Genomic DNA, 17,407 nt, shown 5'->3' with positions numbered 1-17,407 from the left:
AGAAGTTTATTTCGTTCAATGACACTAAAACTATTAGTGTAATACAAAATATAAGATGAATTGGTATGTAGTTTATACAAAGCCTAAATGGGAGAAAAAAGTTGCAGAACAATTAAGAAATAAAGGAATAGAGTGCTATTGTCCTTTGATTACACAAGTTAGGCAATGGTCAGATAGAAAGAAAAAAGTAGAAGTCCCGCTTTTTAATTCCTATGTTTTTGTTCAACTGCCAGATTCTGAAAGAAACGTGGTATTTCAATCTGTTGGAGTGGTGCGTTATTTGTTTTGGTTAGGAAAACCAGCTATAGTTCGTGATGAAGAGATCAGTACTATAAAGAAATGGCTGGATCCCTCTGAGGGTAATGATGTTTCGGTACTTTCTTTTCAAATTGGAGATTCTATACAATTAGATTCCGGACCATTTTCAAATCAAAAAGCAATTGTTCAAGAGGTTACTAATACCCATTACGTATTGGTTTTGGAATCGTTGGGTTGTGTCTTAAAAATGAAGCATAAATAATAACCATTCTCACATTTTTTGAGTAGTTGATATTAGGTGCCTTCTATAATTGCCTATGATTTTTAAAAAAGCGAAAGCCTAACTTAATTGAGTTAGGCTTTCGCTTTTTTAAAATAAACATGGATTTGGAATTAGCAATAATTTTTATATTTAAATAATTTATTGCACTTTTAGTCTTATAAATGTCAGTATTAGTTTCGATTTTATAAGGGTTAGTTTAAGATCTCTTTTGTGTGTGTTTTATCATCTATTTAGGTGATTTTTTTGAGGTAGTTTAATTGGTTTTTAAAGTGTTTATTGTTGATTTTTAGTTATTTATGTTTGTGCTTGGTTTTTGTGAAAGCATAGTAGTATTTCGAGAGGTAAATAATAGATGAAAAATCGGCATATTGTACCTATATTTGCCCTCTTAAATTATTCTGTTTTCAGCTCATTTCTGTGAGCGTGAAGTGCGAAGCAGTGTAATAAAGTTAACGATAGTTACTTAATAATTGTTTAAAAAATGAATTCTAATACAAAAATAGCTGTAATTGGTTTGGGTTATGTAGGTTTGCCATTGGCAAGATTGTTTGCAACCAAACATGCTGTTGTTGGATTTGACATCAATCAATCTAGGGTTAGTTCATTAAAATCAGGTACTGATACTACATTTGAAGTAGATGACGTTACATTGCAAAAAGTGTTATTGGAGCAGTCAAGTGATGCTATTGGTTTATACTGCACTACTGATGTTAATGATATTGCAGATTGTAATTATTATATTGTAACGGTACCTACTCCGGTTGATAAGAATAATCGCCCAGATTTAACTCCATTATATAAATCCAGCGAAACTGTTGGTACAGTTTTAAAAAAAGGAGATATCGTTATTTATGAATCTACCGTTTATCCTGGGGTAACCGAGGAAGAATGTGTACCTGTTTTAGAGCGTATTTCTGGATTGAAATTTAATGTAGATTTTTTCGCAGGTTATTCTCCTGAAAGAATTAATCCGGGAGATAAAGAGCATACAGTTGAGAAAATTTTAAAAATCACTTCAGGTTCCACTTTAGAGATTGGCCAAAAAGTAAATGAATTATATAAGTCTGTTATTACTGCGGGTACACACTTGGCACCATCTATCAAGGTTGCCGAAGCTGCCAAAGTAATCGAAAACTCTCAGCGAGACATCAATATAGCTTTTGTAAACGAGTTGGCTAAAATTTTCAATTTGATGAATATAGATACGCAAGCCGTTTTAGAAGCAGCGAGAACCAAATGGAATTTTCTGCCTTTTAAACCGGGTTTAGTTGGAGGTCATTGTATAGGGGTAGATCCTTATTACCTGGCTCAACGAGCACAAGAATTTGGTTATCACCCCGAAATTATTTTAGCCGGAAGGCGATTGAATGACAGTATGGGCGAATATGTAGCTTCTCAAGTAGTGAAGTTGATGATTAAAAAAGGAATTTCGGTTAATGGAGCTACAGTTTTAATGCTAGGAATTACTTTCAAAGAAAACTGTCCAGATGTTCGTAACACAAAAATTGTGGATGTAATAGCTGCTTTAACGGATTATGGAATTACAGTAACCACGTATGATCCTCTTGCTAATCCATTAGAAGTAAAAAAAGAATATAACTTGGTTACGACAAATTTAATCCCAAATCGAAAATTTGATGCCGTAATCTTGGGGGTTGCCCACCATCAATTTTTAGATTTAGACTTGTCCATATTACAAAACACTATTAGTTTGTTGTATGATGTAAAAGGAGTTTTGGGTGACGCTGTTGATGGGCGGTTATAGAATATCAGTAGGGAAAATAATAGAATTAAAATAGCAATACTAAAGCAAAGATTTAAAAGTTCAGCATGGAAAATAAGCCTTCAATTACACATGTCATTCTTACTGGCGGAGTTGGCAGCAGATTATGGCCTTTGTCCCGCAAAAGCCAACCTAAACAATATTTAGATTTGTTTGATGGTAAATCATTATTTGAGATGACTGTGGAGCGTAATCGTAATGTTGCGAATAAAATTATGGTTGTAGGCAATATTGATAATTGTCACCTAAGTAGAAAAGTGATGGAGAAATCAAATACTCCCTATTTAGATATCATTGAATCAACTCCAAGAAATACAGCTGCCGCCATAGCTTTTGCCGCTTTTGCCTCGCATCCGGACGATATTTTAATTGTTACACCTTCGGATCACATTATTGATGCAATGGAAAATTATGAAGCAGCAATTAATGAAGCGGTAGAAAAAGCTTCCAAAGGCTATATTGTAACTTTCGGAATTGTACCCACTAAGCCAGAAATAGGATATGGTTATATTGAAAGAAAAGGAGATGATGTGATTTCTTTTCGAGAAAAACCAAACCAAGTAACTGCAAAGGATTTTATTGCCAAAGGGAATTTTCTGTGGAACAGTGGTATGTTTTGTTTTAAAGCGGGTGTGTTTTTAGATGAACTACAATCCTTTCAGCCAGATGTATATGAAAAGTCTAAAATTGCATGGGATAGTAATAGTAATGGCACTTTAGATTTACAATTGTCTCTCGAGATTCCTTCTATAAGTATTGATTATGCAGTTATGGAAAGAAGTAAAAAAATAAAAGTAGTACCCTCTACATTTATTTGGTCTGATTTAGGTTCTTTTGAGTCCGTTTATGACTATCTGGTTTCTACGGGGCATTCTGTTGATAAAAATGGAAACATGGTTATTGGGACTGATAATTATACCGCTTTTGTAGGATTGAAAAATACTATTTTTGTTTACACGGAAACGGCTAATTTAATTTTGCAAAAAGATAGTTCTCAAGATGTCAAGAATATATATAATCAGTTGGAAAGAGAAAATCCAGATTTGTTAAATTAGAAAAGGATATGAATAAAGATACTAAAATTTATATAGCAGGGCACAATGGTATGGTAGGTAGTGCTATCTGGAGGACCTTGTCTGCTAATGGATATACTAATTTATTAGGAGCTTCAAGTAGCGAATTAGATTTGAGAAACCAGCAAGCTGTTGCCGATTTCATAACAGCCGAAAATCCGGAGGTTATTATTGATGCTGCTGCACGAGTAGGAGGAATATTAGCTAATAATAATTATCCTTATCAATTTATTATGGAGAACATGCAAATCCAAAATAATTTAATCGATTCTGCACTGCAATCCGGTGTAGAGAAGTTTATTTTTCTTGGGAGTTCTTGTATTTATCCTAAACTAGCGCCTCAACCCCTGAAAGAAGAGTACCTGCTTACCGATACTTTGGAACCCACTAATGAATGGTACGCTATTGCAAAAATTACCGGTGTGAAAGCCTGTGAAGCTATCCGAAAACAATTTGGAAAGGACTATGTTAGTCTTATGCCAACTAATTTATATGGTACACATGATAATTTTGATTTGAATACGTCACATGTTTTACCGGCGATGATGCGAAAATTTCATGAAGCAAAGGAAAATAATCATGCTCCTGTTACTTTATGGGGAAGCGGAACTCCTATGAGAGAATTTCTGTTTGTAGACGATATGGCTCAATCTGTAGTATTTGCTTTAGAAAATAAATTGCCAGACTATTTATACAATGTAGGAACTGGTGAAGATTTGACTATAAAACATTTGGCAGAAACAATTCAAAAAATCACGGGACATCAAGGTGAAATTATTTGGGATGCAACCAAACCAGATGGTACACCTAGAAAATTAATGGATATATCCAAAATGCACGAATTAGGATGGAAACATAAGATAAACCTTGAGGATGGAATCCAAAAAACATACGATTGGTTTTTAGAGCATATAAATGAGATTAAAGAAGTGAAAATGTAAAGTTGTCCGTGGTTGACCGTTCACTGATATTCGTCTAGAGTTGAACAAAAAGCGAAAAATGATTCTCGTTTTTCGGACGAACAACGAACAACGAACAACGAACAACGAAATCGAATAACGAAAAAATATGAGCACTACACAAAAAACAGCATTAGTTACAGGAATTACAGGTCAAGACGGATCTTATTTGGCAGAATTATTATTAGAAAAAGGATATATGGTTCACGGTGTTAAACGCCGCGCTTCTTCTTTTAATACGCAACGTATCGATCATATCTATCAAGACCAGCATGAAGCACATGTTAATTTTAAATTGCATTATGGAGATTTGACTGACTCCACAAATATCATAAGAATCATCCAGGAAGTACAGCCAGATGAAATCTATAATTTAGGTGCAATGTCACATGTGAAGGTTTCTTTTGATTCACCTGAATATGTTGCCAATGTAGATGGATTAGGAACCTTGAGAATTCTTGAGGCTGTTAGAATTTTAGGTTTAGGAAATAAAACGAGAGTGTATCAGGCTTCTACTTCTGAATTGTATGGAGGATTGGCAGAGAATAAAAATGCAGCAGGTTTTTATGACGAAAACTCACCTTTCTACCCACGTTCACCTTATGGAGCGGCTAAGATTTATGGTTTTTGGATTACTAAAAACTACCGTGAGGCCTATAATATGTTTGCTTGTAATGGTATTTTGTTTAATCACGAATCTCCAAGACGCGGTGAAACATTTGTTACCCGAAAAATTACAATGGCAGTAGCTGCTATTGCTAAAGGAAAGCAAGATTGTTTATACTTAGGTAACTTGAATTCTCAAAGAGACTGGGGACATGCTAAGGATTATGTAGAAGCCATGTGGAGAATTTTACAACAAGATATCCCTGAAGACTATGTCATCGCAACAGGTGTTACCACTTATATTAGAGATTTCGTGATCATGGCTTTTGCTGAGGTAGGCGTTACATTAACTTTTGAAGGGGAGCAAGAATGTGAAATCGCCACAGTAGCTGCTTGCAGCAATCCTTTGTATCAGTTGGAAATAGGTGCCGTGGTTGTACGTGTAGATCCGGAGTATTACCGTCCAACAGAAGTAGATTTGTTAATTGGTGACCCTACCAAATCTAAAACACAATTGGGTTGGAAACCGCAATATGATTTAGCTGCTTTGGTTAAAGAGATGGTAGCGAGTGATTTGGAAATTTTGAAGAGAATTAGATAAATCGGCTGTCGGTTATCTTTTATTTGGTTAATCGGTTAATTGTTTTTAAATATATTGCCCATATGCAGTATAATACATAAACAATGGTGAATATCTTTGATGATAATAGTAATTTCAATTTCAAAAATCAAGATGAAAATACAATTACACTCCTTAAGTTTTTTAATATATAATAATGAATCAAATATCAGTTTTATTAAAAAAAATAAAAAATCTGAAAGTAATTTTACAAGGGATGCTAATTAAAAATATCGGTTCTGAAGTATATATTTATGCTAGCACCCATTATTTTAATAATTGCTGTGGCTAAAGAGACAAGATGGTGTTCATTAATAAAAGCAAAAATATGCTTAAAAAAATATTTGTTTTGATTAAAGTAAGTTGGCTTTATACCATTTATTTTAATTTTCATTATTTGCCTTTTAGTCAAGCAATAAAACTTCCGATATTTTTATTTAGACCAAAACTATTGAAATGCAAGGGGATTATAGAAATAAATTCTGAAATTATTAAACCCGGAATGATTAGAATGGGTGGTTTTAGAGTCTCTTTATATCCGAATACAGGAATTGTTTGGGAAAATCATGGAGGGAAAGTTATTTTTGATGGGAATTGTTCTATTGGCAATGCTTCAGCAATATCAATAGGAGAAAAGGGTAAAATTCAATTTGGTAATAACTTTAGTGCCACTGCTAGTTTAAAACTAACCGCTTTTCATTATATACATTTCAAAAAAAATGTTTTATTAGCTTGGGATATAATCTTTATGGATACCTCTTTTCATAGATTGAAAGATAAAAATAATAATTTTGTTAGCAAAGGTTTTTCTCCCATATATATTGGGGAAAACAATTGGATTACAGCTAAATGCGTCGTTTTGCCTGGGACGAAAACTCCTGATAATTGTACTTTTGGTGCGGGTTCAATTTTGAATAAAGATTATACAAATTGTCCTGATAATATTCTTTTAGCTGGAAATCCTTTAACAATAAAAGCTGAAAATATTTTTAGGGATTCTGATGATGATTGTATACTATATGAAATTAAATATGATGAATAAAATTATATTATATTTCAACTATTAAAGTAAATCACAGCTTTCTAAATATCAATAAATTTTAAATAATTAAGATAATGATAACTAGATAAGCATGACAAAATTCTATTTATAAAGCAATCCAATTCTCTATATTATTTAAATAATTTATAAAAAATATGAGTTCTACAAAGAAAAAATTAACAATTAATGCATTATCGGCTGTTATTCAAGTTGCATTTACTGGAATTTTGTATTTCTTTCTCTATAAATATTTATTAAATGAATTAGGTGTAAAACAATTGGGAGTATGGTCTTTAATACTTTCTTTTTCTTCTATTGCTAGTCTCGCTAATTTAGGAATCACTTCAGGTTTAGTTAAATTTGTTGCAGACCATCTAGCTTGTAAAGAAGAATTAAAAATTGGTAAACTGATTTTTACAGCTATTCTTTCAATTTCACTTTTCTTTGGGATAATTAGTATTTTGGTTCTTTTTGCGGCTCAATATTTACTACATTTTGTAATAGATAAACAATATCTCTCTTTGGCATTGGATATACTTCCTTATTCTTTAGGGAGTCTTTGTATTAATCAGATTTCGGGGGTATTTACTTCGGTTTTAGAGGGACATCAGAAAAATTACCTTAAAAATTTTATTTATATTTTTTCTGGAATACTGATGTTTGTCTTTATGGTAATTTTGACTCCTATTTATGGTCTACTTGGTATGGCAATTGCACAACTTATTCAGGCAGTTTTCGTATTGACTTTCGCATTGATATTGATGTTTAAGATTAACCCTTATTGTCGTTTTTCATATTGGAGGTGGAGTAAAGGATCATTCAAAGAACTTTTTAGTTATGGTTCAAAATTTCAAGTAGTATCTCTTTTACAACTTCTTTATGAACCTACCACTAAGATGTTGTTGAGCCGATTTGGCGGTTTGGCTTTTTTGGGACATTATGAAATGGCAAGTCGTTTGATAAGCCAATTCCGTGCCTTGTTAGTTAATGCAAATCAAGTAGTAATACCTGTTATTGCTGAAAAAATTAAAACTCAAACACCTACCCACTTGCAAGAGTTTTATGTTAAGATGAATCGCTTGTTGCTTTTTATTACTTTGCCTTTATCTACTTTGGTAATACTTCTTGCTCCTTTAATTTCAATTCTTTGGATTGGAAGTCTGAACACCGACTTTACCTTTTCTATATATATATTGACAATTGCCACTATTTTCAATATTATGTGCGGACCATCTTATTTTAGTTGTTTAGCCGAGGGTAGATTGACAATTTTAGTTTCGGTACATTTAGTTATGGCAATCATAAATTTAGGTTTGGGTTATTTTCTTGGTTCTTTGATAGGAGGATATGGTATTATTTTGGCTTGGGGGATTGCACTCTCACTTGGATCTGTTTTTCTAATTGGTGAATACCTACGAAAATTATCTTTCAGTTATTTTAGCCTCTTTACAAAAAATGATTATACGCTTATCATCGTTAGTTTATTGATAATTGGCAGCAGTATATCTTTTTATTCATTTGGCTTATCCGCTTTAAACGATTCTACTAAAATAGGATTTTGTAGTCTTTTATTTTTATTTTACATACCTATCATATTAAAAAATGATAATTTGAATAGTTTATTAACAAATATTAAGAAAAAGTTCTAATGAAAATTCTATCTGATAAATCATATTTAGAAAACCCTCTTTTTGAATACGTTCTATGGTTAAGGACTAAGTTCAAATACCAAAGGAAATATAAAGACAGTTACCTTAGAATTGGTTATATGTCCATACTAAATAATGTTACCTTTGGGAAATATAATTGGACTAGTAAAAGGGTTGTTTTGAACAATGTTGTCTTAGGGGATTTTTCATATGTTTCTGATAACTCAATTGTTTTAGAAGCAAACATAGGCAAATTTTGCTCTATCGGACCAAATGTTAGAGTTGCACCTGGAAAGCATCCAACAAGTACTTTTGTTAGTTCACACCCTGCTTTATTTTCAAATCCATCATATTGTTTAAGGAACTTTTTTGATAAAGATTATCACAATCCAAATAGACAAGTAACAATTGGAAATGATGTTTGGATTTGTGCCAATGTCGTGATTACAGATGGAGTTACAATAGGAGACGGTGCTATAATTGCAGCCAACTCAGTAGTAAGCTCAAATGTAAAACCATATACTATTGTTGGAGGGGTTCCTGCTAAATTCATAAGAAACCGATTTGAAGAAAATGAGATTTTATTTTTACTCAAAATAAAATGGTGGGATAAAAGTTTTGAATGGATAAAAGCTAATTCAGTTTTATTTTTAAATATCAAAGAATTCATTAAATTAAATTCTGATGAGTAAAATGTCTAATTTTTTTCGACAAAATAAAGATTTATTTCAAAAAAATCAAGTTCTTAAAAAAAAGTGGATATTTTTGAAATCAAAATTGTGGTATTGTAGGTTTTTAAGAGAATGTGGAAAAGGTAATCTTATTGTATCTCCTTTATATTTAACACCTGAGAATATCATTTTACACAATCACGTTTATATCTATAAAAATTGTAGGATTGAGGGTGTTAAAAGATATGGTGGGGTATGTTTTAATCCTATTATTATTTTTTATGATCAAGTTTCGGTTCAACAAAATTTGCATTTAACCTGTGCAACAAGAATAGAAATTGGAAAAAACACAGCAATTGCAGCAAATGTTACTATTACAGACATACATCATCCTTACGATGACATTCACATTCCAATTGAAAAACAGGCAATACAAACAAGAGAAGTGATTATCGGAGAAAACTGTAAAATTTATAATAATGTAGTAATTTTACCAGGTACAACTATTGGAAAACATTGTACAATAGGAGCTAATAGTGTGGTTAGTGGTTCATATCCTGATTATTCTGTTATAGTTGGCACACCTGCTAAAATTATCAAAAGGTATTCATTCGAAGAAAAAGCATGGCTTAAAACAGATTTAAATGGAATTTTATAAAAAAATGAGGAATATTTTAATTACTGGAGGTGCTGGATTTATAGGATCTAATATGGCATTACAACTTATCAAAAAAGGATATAAAATAACGGTACTCGACAACCTTTCACCACAAATACATGGAGAGAATCCAGAATTCAGCTCTCCACTTTTTCAATCCATCAAAGGAAAAGTGAATTTTATTGAGGGAACTGTTACTTCAAATGAGGATTGGCAAAAAGCGTTGAAAGATCAAGATGTGGTTATACATTTGGCAGCAGAAACTGGAACTGGGCAATCGATGTATCAAGTGCAAAAATATGTAGATGTCAACATTGGAGGTACAGCCATTTTCCTTGATATTCTTGCCAATACAGAACATTCTATAAAAAAAGTTATAATAGCTTCTTCACGTGCTATTTATGGTGAAGGGAAATATCAATGCCCTGATCACGGTACAGTTTTTCCAGTCGAAAGGCTTGACAGTGAAATGTCAAAAGGTGATTTTGATTGTAAATGCCCGATTTGTTGTGAAAAATTGGAATTGCTTCCTACCACAGAAGATAGCAAAATACATCCAACTTCGGTTTATGGTATTACTAAACAAAATCAGGAGCAGATGGTACTTACAGTTTGCAAATCGATTGGCATAGCAGCCGTAGGGTATCGTTATCAAAATGTTTATGGTCCTGGACAATCACTTACAAATCCTTATACTGGAATTCTCTCAATCTTTTCAACTCGAATCAAAAATGGGAATGACATCAATATATTTGAAGATGGTAAAGAAACCCGAGATTTTGTGTATATAGACGATGTAGTTAATGCCACTATTCTTGGTCTTGAAAACGATGAGGCTAATGGTCAGGTTTATAACGTTGGAACCGGCGAAGCTACAAATGTGCTTGCTGTGGCACAATTACTTTGTAAAAATTATGGTATAGATATTAATCTTATTATTTCCGGAAATTATCGTTTAGGAGATATTCGTCATAATTTTGCTGATATTACCAAAATTCGTCAACAATTGGGGTTTGAACCTATATGGACTTTCGAAAAGGGCATTTCTGCTTTTACCCAATGGGTAAACTTGCAAACTATTACAGAGGATAAATATGAACACTCCATTCAAGAAATGAAGAAAAAAGGACTTTATAAATGAATCCAAAAATAGGAATTGTTACCGTTTTATATAATAGTGAGACAGTACTGAATGAATTTTTTGCTTCACTTAACGAACAAAGTTTCCAGAACTTCATCCTTTATGTCATAGATAATAAATCGCCAGATAATTCGTTGGCTTTGAGCAAAATACTAGCAGCAACCTGTTCTTTCAAAACTGTTGTTATTGCCAATGAGGAGAATTATGGAGTTGCAAAAGGGAATAACATTGGTATTGTTAAAGCAATGGATGACGATTGTGATATGATTCTTTTATCCAATAACGATGTGACTTTGGAACCAAACACAATTGAAGCTTTGTTAGATGGGATGATTACTCAAAAAACAAATATGGTCGTACCCAAAATCTATTTTTATGGGACAAATAAGATTTGGACGGCCGGTGGACGTTTCATTAAACATCGCGGGTGTGTTATGCACACGGGTAGTTTAGAAACTGATTATGGGCAGTATGACAAAAGGAGGTCTATAAGTTATGCCCCAACTTGTTTTATGCTTATTAAAAAAGAAGTGTTTATTAAGGTGGGTTTAATGGATGAGAAATATTTTGTTTATTGGGATGACACTGATTTTGTTTATAGAGCAATTAAACAAAAAGAATCACTTTGGTATATTCCAGAGTCATTAGTTCATCATAACGAGAGTACTTCAACAGGGAAATTGAGTAAATTTAAGATTTACTATATGTGTCGCAATCTTATTTATTTTTCACTTAAGAATTATCCTTTTTTTTATGGATATTATGTCATTATGTTTAATATATCTGAACATTTCTTCAAACATATTTTTAAATGGAAATTTTCCTTGTGGAAGGAAGGAATTCGTGGTTTTATGGATGGTTTTAAATTGTCATTGAAAAAGGACTAATTAATTTTCATAAATAGAATTATTGTTATTAAAAAAATTTAAAACAACGTAAAAACATTCTCACTTGAGAAAATATATATATATATTCATTTGCTTATTGTTATCAGTTGAATTTTGGCAGATTTCATACATTATTAACTTTTTGAATTTTGATGCAATCTTGATTCTAACAATTGTTTGGGCTTTATGTAGTTTTCATTTTTTTAGATACAATAAGAAAATTAAAACCTTATACTCATTTCAGTATAAAAAATATTCATATTGGATATTTTTGGGAGTTTTTATTTCGATGTTATCTGCCTACTTTACTTGGGGACAAGAATTTTTAACTACATTTATTGCTCAAAGATATGTATTTTCGTTTATTATATTACCAGCAATATTGTATGCTCAGCCAACAGAAAAAGATATTATTAAAGCATTAAAATGGATTTCGATTGGTACAATACTTGTTTGGATTTTTTACCATTTTGACCAAAATTTAGTGTTCTTAGATGAAAATAAGATTGAACAAAGAGACGCACAAGATAGTTTCGATATTGATAGAAATTATTATGTTCACGGAATTTATTACATTGTTCTTTATTTATATTTTAAGATAGCAGAATATATTAAAAAATTTTCATTAAAAACCTTTCTAGAGGTTTCTTTGCTTTTATTATTCCTTATTTTATATCAAAACCGGAGTATGCTATTGGTTGCTCTTCCTGTTTTTGGCTACTCTATTTTAAAGTTCAACTCCAAATATAAACTGGGTTTAGTTTTTATTATTTCACTATTTGTTTTGGGTTTACTAATCTATACACTTCCTATTTTGGAAGCTTTGCTATATGATTCACAAAATGAATTGAGTAATCTAGAGTATAATAGGTGGAAATCGCTGTGGTATTATTCATTTGAGTATTCGCCTAATTGGTTTTGTTATATTTTTGGAAATGGATTTCCAAGTGGTGGTAATTCAGCTTTAGGAAATTTGATGTGGTCAAATTTCACAATAGGAATTTATGCAAGTGATATAGGTATGATAGGTATGTGGGCAACTTACGGAATAATTCCGTTAATAGTAATTTATATTATGGTCGTTAAGATAATAAAGAACAGCTATTTTCCACTTTATTTAAAGTTTATTAGTTTTCATATTTTATTTGTGCCGACTATTTTCCATTTTTGGAGAAATCCGGGCTTATTTTTCTTTGTAATATTTATTTATCTATATTGTTATTATGAAGTTACAAACAAACAAACAACTAAAAGTAGTAAAAAAAATCAGTAGGTATTTAATTAAAAGCATGAAAATACAGATTGTTGATGTGTAATTTTTCAGTAAAGAAAGATGATTGTTTTATTAATGCTATGATGGTTTTCTTCTTTTTAATTTTTTAAGCATAACATACGAAACAAATATGAAAATTTTAATTATCACTCTCCATTATCTTGATGCAAATAGTGGTGGTAGTTTTGCTTCTAGGGCATATATTAATGCCTTTTGTAAGCTTGCTGATTCTTGCATGTTGATGTTTCCAGATAGAGATGTTTCAATTACTGATCATATTGATAAAAAATGTATTTTAAAAGGGGTTAAGGATAAAAGGAGTAAGATTAAAAAGGCTTTAGCTATTTATACAGGAGATATACATCGCTATTCAAATGAGGTTATTGAACAAGTCAAAGAATTTAATCCAGATATAGTAGTTTTTGATAATAGTCGTTGTTCATTTCGTTTAATTGAAAAAGTTAAACAGATGAACAAAAAAGTAATTACAATACATCACAATTTCGAAATGGAATATTATAAAGGGTCAAAACCTAATATTTTGTGGAGAATACCCTTTATATACTATATGGAAAAAGCTGAAAGAGACGCATTGTTAGAAAGTAATTTAAATTTGACCATAACTAAACAAGACGCTGTTTTATTAAAAGAACATTATGCTAATCATATCAATATAAATATAGCATATATAGGCTGTTTTGAATCTAAATCCTATATTTCAAAAATTAAAGAGAGAATTATTAAAAAAGATTTGACAAAGCGAATTCATTTTGTAATTAGTGGTAATTTGTCTTCTAAACAAACTGAAATTTCTTTATTGAATTTTTTAGAAAATATGTATCCATTATTGCTTAAAAAAATTCCTCATAGTGTTTTGACAATTACAGGGCGTAATCCTTCAAATGAAATAATAAAGAAATGTTTGAAACAACCGAAAATAACTCTAATACCTGACCCTGATAACATTCAAGAAATTATTGATACTGCAGATGTTTATATATGTCCTGTTTTTTTAGGAGGGGGGCTAAAACTTCGAATAATGGATGGTTTAAAGCAAGGCTTGCCAATACTAACTCATGAGGTTTCTGCTAGGGGCTATGATGAATTTAAAGAAGCAGAATATCTTTTTGAATATTATGATGAGAAATCGTTCTTAATTTCATTGGATAAACTCATGGCTCATTTTTATCAAGGAAAATATAGTGATAATGGTATACAAAACTTATATCAATCCTTTTTTTCTTTTGAATCAGGAGTAAACCGTATCAAAGAAATAGTAAATTATAATCATAGTTTTATAATAATATGTTTTTTGTTTTAAATAATTTTACTGTTAATTTAATTTATTGTATATTAAAATGAATTTAAATATATTAGAAATTTTGACAAAAGAGTTCTTGCTAAAAATAGAGGATTGGGCATTAAGATTCATATTGCCCCAATTTTTATTGGGTTTTGTGAAGGTCATACCTAAGATCCATGCTGGCGTTCGAAATCGTCAAGTTTGAAAGCCTGGATGAAAAATTTATATTCAGCATTTAGTGGTTGTCATCCATCTTAGTTTTTTGTTTTTTACAAAAGGCATAACGGGTTTTTCGTCGCTTATTTAAATTATTTTACGATTTCATGTAAGGGATAAGCCTTCTTTGTGAAAATTAAAATCTAATGGATAAATTAGCAATATTGATTGTTAACTAAAATAAATATATGAAACTATCTCCAATAGTTCTCTTCACATACAAACGTCTAGATACTTTAATACAAACGGTGGAGACACTTCAAAAAAATTATCTTGCAGATAGATCTAATCTGTTTATTTTTTCGGATGCGGCTAGAGGGGAGCAAGATGTAGAAGCTGTTAACAATGTAAGAAATTACATAAAATCAATTACTGGTTTTGAAACTGTTACGATTTATGAATCTCAGTTGAATAAAGGCTTGGCTAATTCCATTATAGAAGGAGTTAGTGAAATTTTAAAAATTCACGAAACGGTTATTGTTTTGGAAGATGATTTGGTTAGCAGTTCTAATTTTTTAAGCTATATGAACCAAGCGCTGCTTTTTTACAAAAATAATGATAAGGTATTTTCGATTGCGGGATATAGTATTCCTATTCATGGTGATGTATCTGAATCGGATGTTTATTTCACTTTACGTTCTTCCAGCTGGGGTTGGGCGACATGGAAAGACCGTTGGTCTAAAATTGATTGGGAGGTTAAAGATTATGCTGTATTTAAAAATAATAAATCTTTACGGTGTAATTTTAATAAAATGGGCTCAGATATGTCACAAATGTTAGACCGCCAAATGCAAGGAAAAATTAATTCGTGGGCAATTCGCTGGTGTTATCATCAATTTAAATATAATTTAGTATCAGTCCACCCCTTAATCTCAAAGATTGAGAACATTGGTTTTAATTCTCCTGATGCAAGTAATACTAAAGAAAGATTCAATAGGTATACTACCACTTTAGATTGTACAGAAAAGACTTCCTTTTTGTTTTCTAGAAAATTTGATTTAAATCCAAAAATGATTGAACAATTTACAAGGCCATTTTCAATTAAGGCCAGGATAAAATATAAAATTATTAATTTATTTTTCAAAAATTGAAAATTCTTTTGATTCATACCCTTTACCAACTGCATGGAGGTGAAGACGCTGTAGTAGAACAGCAATTGGAATTATTAAAGCAGCAGTATACAGTGGAAGTTTTATATTTTCAAAACCAAGGTGGTTATAAAGGAGCTTTGCAGTTTTTAAGTGCGATTTGGAATAGAAGTGTTGCTAAAAAAATACAGCAAAAAATTAAAGAATTTCAACCTGATGTGGTTCATGTACACAATTGGCATTTTGCTACGGGACCTTTACTTTTTAGAATGATTCATGGATTGGGAATTCCAATAGTACATACGGTTCATAATTACCGCTTATTATGTCCCTCTGCCATTCTTTTACACAAAGGGCAATTGTTTACAGACAGTTTGCAGCAACGGTTTCCTTGGTCAGCGGTGCGTCTAAAAGTCTATCGTTCTTCAGCAATGCAAACGTTCTGGCTAGCTTTTGTGGTTTGGTTTCATAAACAAATAGGTACTTGGAAAAAAATAGATTCTTACATCTGTTTAACCCCGTTTTCTGTCATGATTTTCCAACAATCCAATTTCGGGATTTTAAGTAACCGATTTGCCGTCAAACCAAACTTTACACGTGTACCCATAATACTTTCGGAAAATGAGCGAGAAAAACATTTTCTGTTCATTGGCAGGTTATCCGAGGAGAAGGGCATTGCAACTTTATTGGCAGCTTTTAAGGAATCGCCTTTTGTTTTAAAGATTGGTGGAGATGGGCCATTTAAGGAACAGGTTATAAACGCAACTAATCAATTTTCAAACATCACTTATTTGGGTAATTTAAGCAATTTAGAAGTTACTGATGAGCTGCAAAAAACACAGGCTTTAATTTCTCCTTCTGTTTGTTATGAAGGAATGCCGATGACTATATTGGAAGCATTTTCAACAGGGACTCCAGTTATAGCCTCTAATTTGGGAGCAATGACATCAATGATTTTAAATGAATCAAACGGGTTTTTATTTGAATCTGGAAATGTGAATGATTTAAAAGGAACTATTCTCAAATTCGATAGGCTTTCTCTTTCCGAGAAAAAACAAATGGGGAAAAATGCTTTTGACAACTATCAAACTGCCTATTCTCCTGAATTGCAATTGAGGTATTTTGATACTATTTATAATACAGTTTTAAAAAATAATAATGACTAAACTCAATTCTACAGTTTCATTACTGGGTTATTCCATTTATAGTGGGGCTATTTCTGATTGTATTACGGAGAAAAAAACCATTATTAATACCATCAATCAATATTCTTATTGTATAGCCAAAAAAGACTTAATATTTAAAAAAGCGTTACAGGAATCGGATATTTTATTACCTGATGGTGTTGGTATAGTCGCTGCGATACTACTATTGAAAAATCAACAAGTTAAAAAAATTGCAGGAGCAGATATCCATCATTATCTTTTGGATGATTTGAATAAAAAAGAAGGTAGTTGTTTCTATTTGGGTTCATCTGTAACAGTTTTGGATAAAATCACCACACGTCTTTCTTTAGAATTCCCCAATATCAAAGTGGACACTTTTTCCCCTCACTATAAATCGGAGTTTTCGGATGAAGATAGTAAAGAAATGATAGCGGCAGTGAAGGTTTTTAAACCCGATGTTTTATTTGTAGGTATGACCGCACCCAAACAAGAGAAATGGGTTTTTCAGCATAAAGCAGAACTCGATGCCAAAATCATTTGTTCCATAGGTGCCGTTTTTGATTTTTATGCTGGAACGGTAAAACGACCTAACCAAATGTGGATTAACCTTAGATTAGAATGGTTTATTCGTCTTTGTAATGAACCTAAGCGTATGTGGAAACGTTATTTATATTATGGTCCATTATTTGTTAAATCAATTATTCTTCAAAAAATTAAATCCTTTATTTAACA

Annotated in this window: 16 protein-coding genes; all 16 read left to right on the top strand. The window is 31.5% G+C overall.

Going from position 1 to position 17,407, the window contains the following annotated elements:
- Positions 1 to 55 precede the first annotated feature (55 nt).
- The 16 genes from QLS31_RS05350 (at position 56) to QLS31_RS05275 (ending at position 17,405) form a co-directional block, all read left to right on the top strand.
- Entirely contained in the window at positions 56 to 520 is a 465-nt protein-coding gene (locus tag QLS31_RS05350; protein WP_282743029.1) for a UpxY family transcription antiterminator, read from the top strand.
- A gap of 502 nt (positions 521 to 1,022) precedes the next feature.
- A complete protein-coding gene (locus tag QLS31_RS05345; RefSeq protein WP_282743028.1) occupies positions 1,023 to 2,306 on the top strand; it encodes a nucleotide sugar dehydrogenase in 1,284 nt (427 codons plus the stop codon).
- A 65-nt stretch (positions 2,307 to 2,371) separates the two neighbouring features.
- Entirely contained in the window at positions 2,372 to 3,379 is a 1,008-nt protein-coding gene (locus QLS31_RS05340; RefSeq protein ID WP_282743027.1) for a mannose-1-phosphate guanylyltransferase, read from the top strand.
- Between the two features lie 8 nt (positions 3,380 to 3,387).
- Positions 3,388 to 4,338: a GDP-L-fucose synthase gene (locus QLS31_RS05335; protein WP_282743026.1), complete on the top strand. Its 951-nt coding sequence runs from the start codon at positions 3,388 to 3,390 to the stop codon at positions 4,336 to 4,338.
- A gap of 127 nt (positions 4,339 to 4,465) precedes the next feature.
- Positions 4,466 to 5,563: a GDP-mannose 4,6-dehydratase gene (gene gmd / locus QLS31_RS05330; RefSeq protein ID WP_282743025.1), complete on the top strand. Its 1,098-nt coding sequence runs from the start codon at positions 4,466 to 4,468 to the stop codon at positions 5,561 to 5,563.
- A gap of 346 nt (positions 5,564 to 5,909) precedes the next feature.
- Complete coding sequence (locus QLS31_RS05325) at positions 5,910 to 6,623, top strand: hypothetical protein (RefSeq protein ID WP_282743024.1); 714 nt, start codon at positions 5,910 to 5,912, stop codon at positions 6,621 to 6,623.
- Positions 6,624 to 6,778: 155 nt separating this feature from the next.
- Positions 6,779 to 8,272, top strand: a complete 1,494-nt coding sequence (locus QLS31_RS05320; RefSeq protein ID WP_282743023.1) for an oligosaccharide flippase family protein — start codon at positions 6,779 to 6,781, stop codon at positions 8,270 to 8,272.
- Positions 8,272 to 8,964 carry a CatB-related O-acetyltransferase gene (locus QLS31_RS05315; RefSeq protein WP_282743022.1) on the top strand — a complete coding sequence of 231 codons (693 nt, stop codon included), beginning with the start codon at positions 8,272 to 8,274 and terminating at the stop codon, positions 8,962 to 8,964. The genes QLS31_RS05320 and QLS31_RS05315 overlap by 1 nt, the downstream gene beginning before the upstream one ends.
- On the top strand, positions 8,957 to 9,601 hold the full coding sequence (locus QLS31_RS05310) for an acyltransferase (RefSeq protein WP_282743021.1): 645 nt from the start codon (positions 8,957 to 8,959) through the stop codon (positions 9,599 to 9,601). Before QLS31_RS05315 ends, QLS31_RS05310 begins: the two co-directional genes overlap by 8 nt.
- Positions 9,588 to 10,742, top strand: coding sequence for an NAD-dependent epimerase/dehydratase family protein (locus QLS31_RS05305; RefSeq protein ID WP_282743020.1), 1,155 nt, complete (start codon positions 9,588 to 9,590; stop codon positions 10,740 to 10,742). The genes QLS31_RS05310 and QLS31_RS05305 overlap by 14 nt, the downstream gene beginning before the upstream one ends.
- Entirely contained in the window at positions 10,739 to 11,629 is an 891-nt protein-coding gene (locus QLS31_RS05300) for a glycosyltransferase family 2 protein (protein WP_282743019.1), read from the top strand. Before QLS31_RS05305 ends, QLS31_RS05300 begins: the two co-directional genes overlap by 4 nt.
- Before the next feature lie 271 nt (positions 11,630 to 11,900).
- Entirely contained in the window at positions 11,901 to 12,902 is a 1,002-nt protein-coding gene (locus QLS31_RS05295; RefSeq protein WP_282743018.1) for a hypothetical protein, read from the top strand.
- Positions 12,903 to 13,032: 130 nt separating this feature from the next.
- Positions 13,033 to 14,223, top strand: a complete 1,191-nt coding sequence (locus tag QLS31_RS05290) for a glycosyltransferase (RefSeq protein ID WP_282743017.1) — start codon at positions 13,033 to 13,035, stop codon at positions 14,221 to 14,223.
- Positions 14,224 to 14,609: 386 nt separating this feature from the next.
- A complete protein-coding gene (locus QLS31_RS05285) occupies positions 14,610 to 15,512 on the top strand; it encodes a sugar transferase (protein ID WP_282743016.1) in 903 nt (300 codons plus the stop codon).
- A gap of 8 nt (positions 15,513 to 15,520) precedes the next feature.
- Positions 15,521 to 16,675: a glycosyltransferase gene (locus QLS31_RS05280; RefSeq protein WP_282743015.1), complete on the top strand. Its 1,155-nt coding sequence runs from the start codon at positions 15,521 to 15,523 to the stop codon at positions 16,673 to 16,675.
- Complete coding sequence (locus tag QLS31_RS05275; protein ID WP_282743014.1) at positions 16,668 to 17,405, top strand: WecB/TagA/CpsF family glycosyltransferase; 738 nt, start codon at positions 16,668 to 16,670, stop codon at positions 17,403 to 17,405. Before QLS31_RS05280 ends, QLS31_RS05275 begins: the two co-directional genes overlap by 8 nt.
- Positions 17,406 to 17,407: the final 2 nt, after the last annotated feature.

Origin of the sequence: Flavobacterium sp. XS2P24 (genome assembly GCF_030010285.1) — a bacterium.
Classification (GTDB): Bacteria; Bacteroidota; Bacteroidia; order Flavobacteriales; family Flavobacteriaceae; genus Flavobacterium; species Flavobacterium algoritolerans.
Note: the sequence above shows the minus strand (reverse complement) of the source record. Positions and strands in the feature narration are given on the sequence as shown.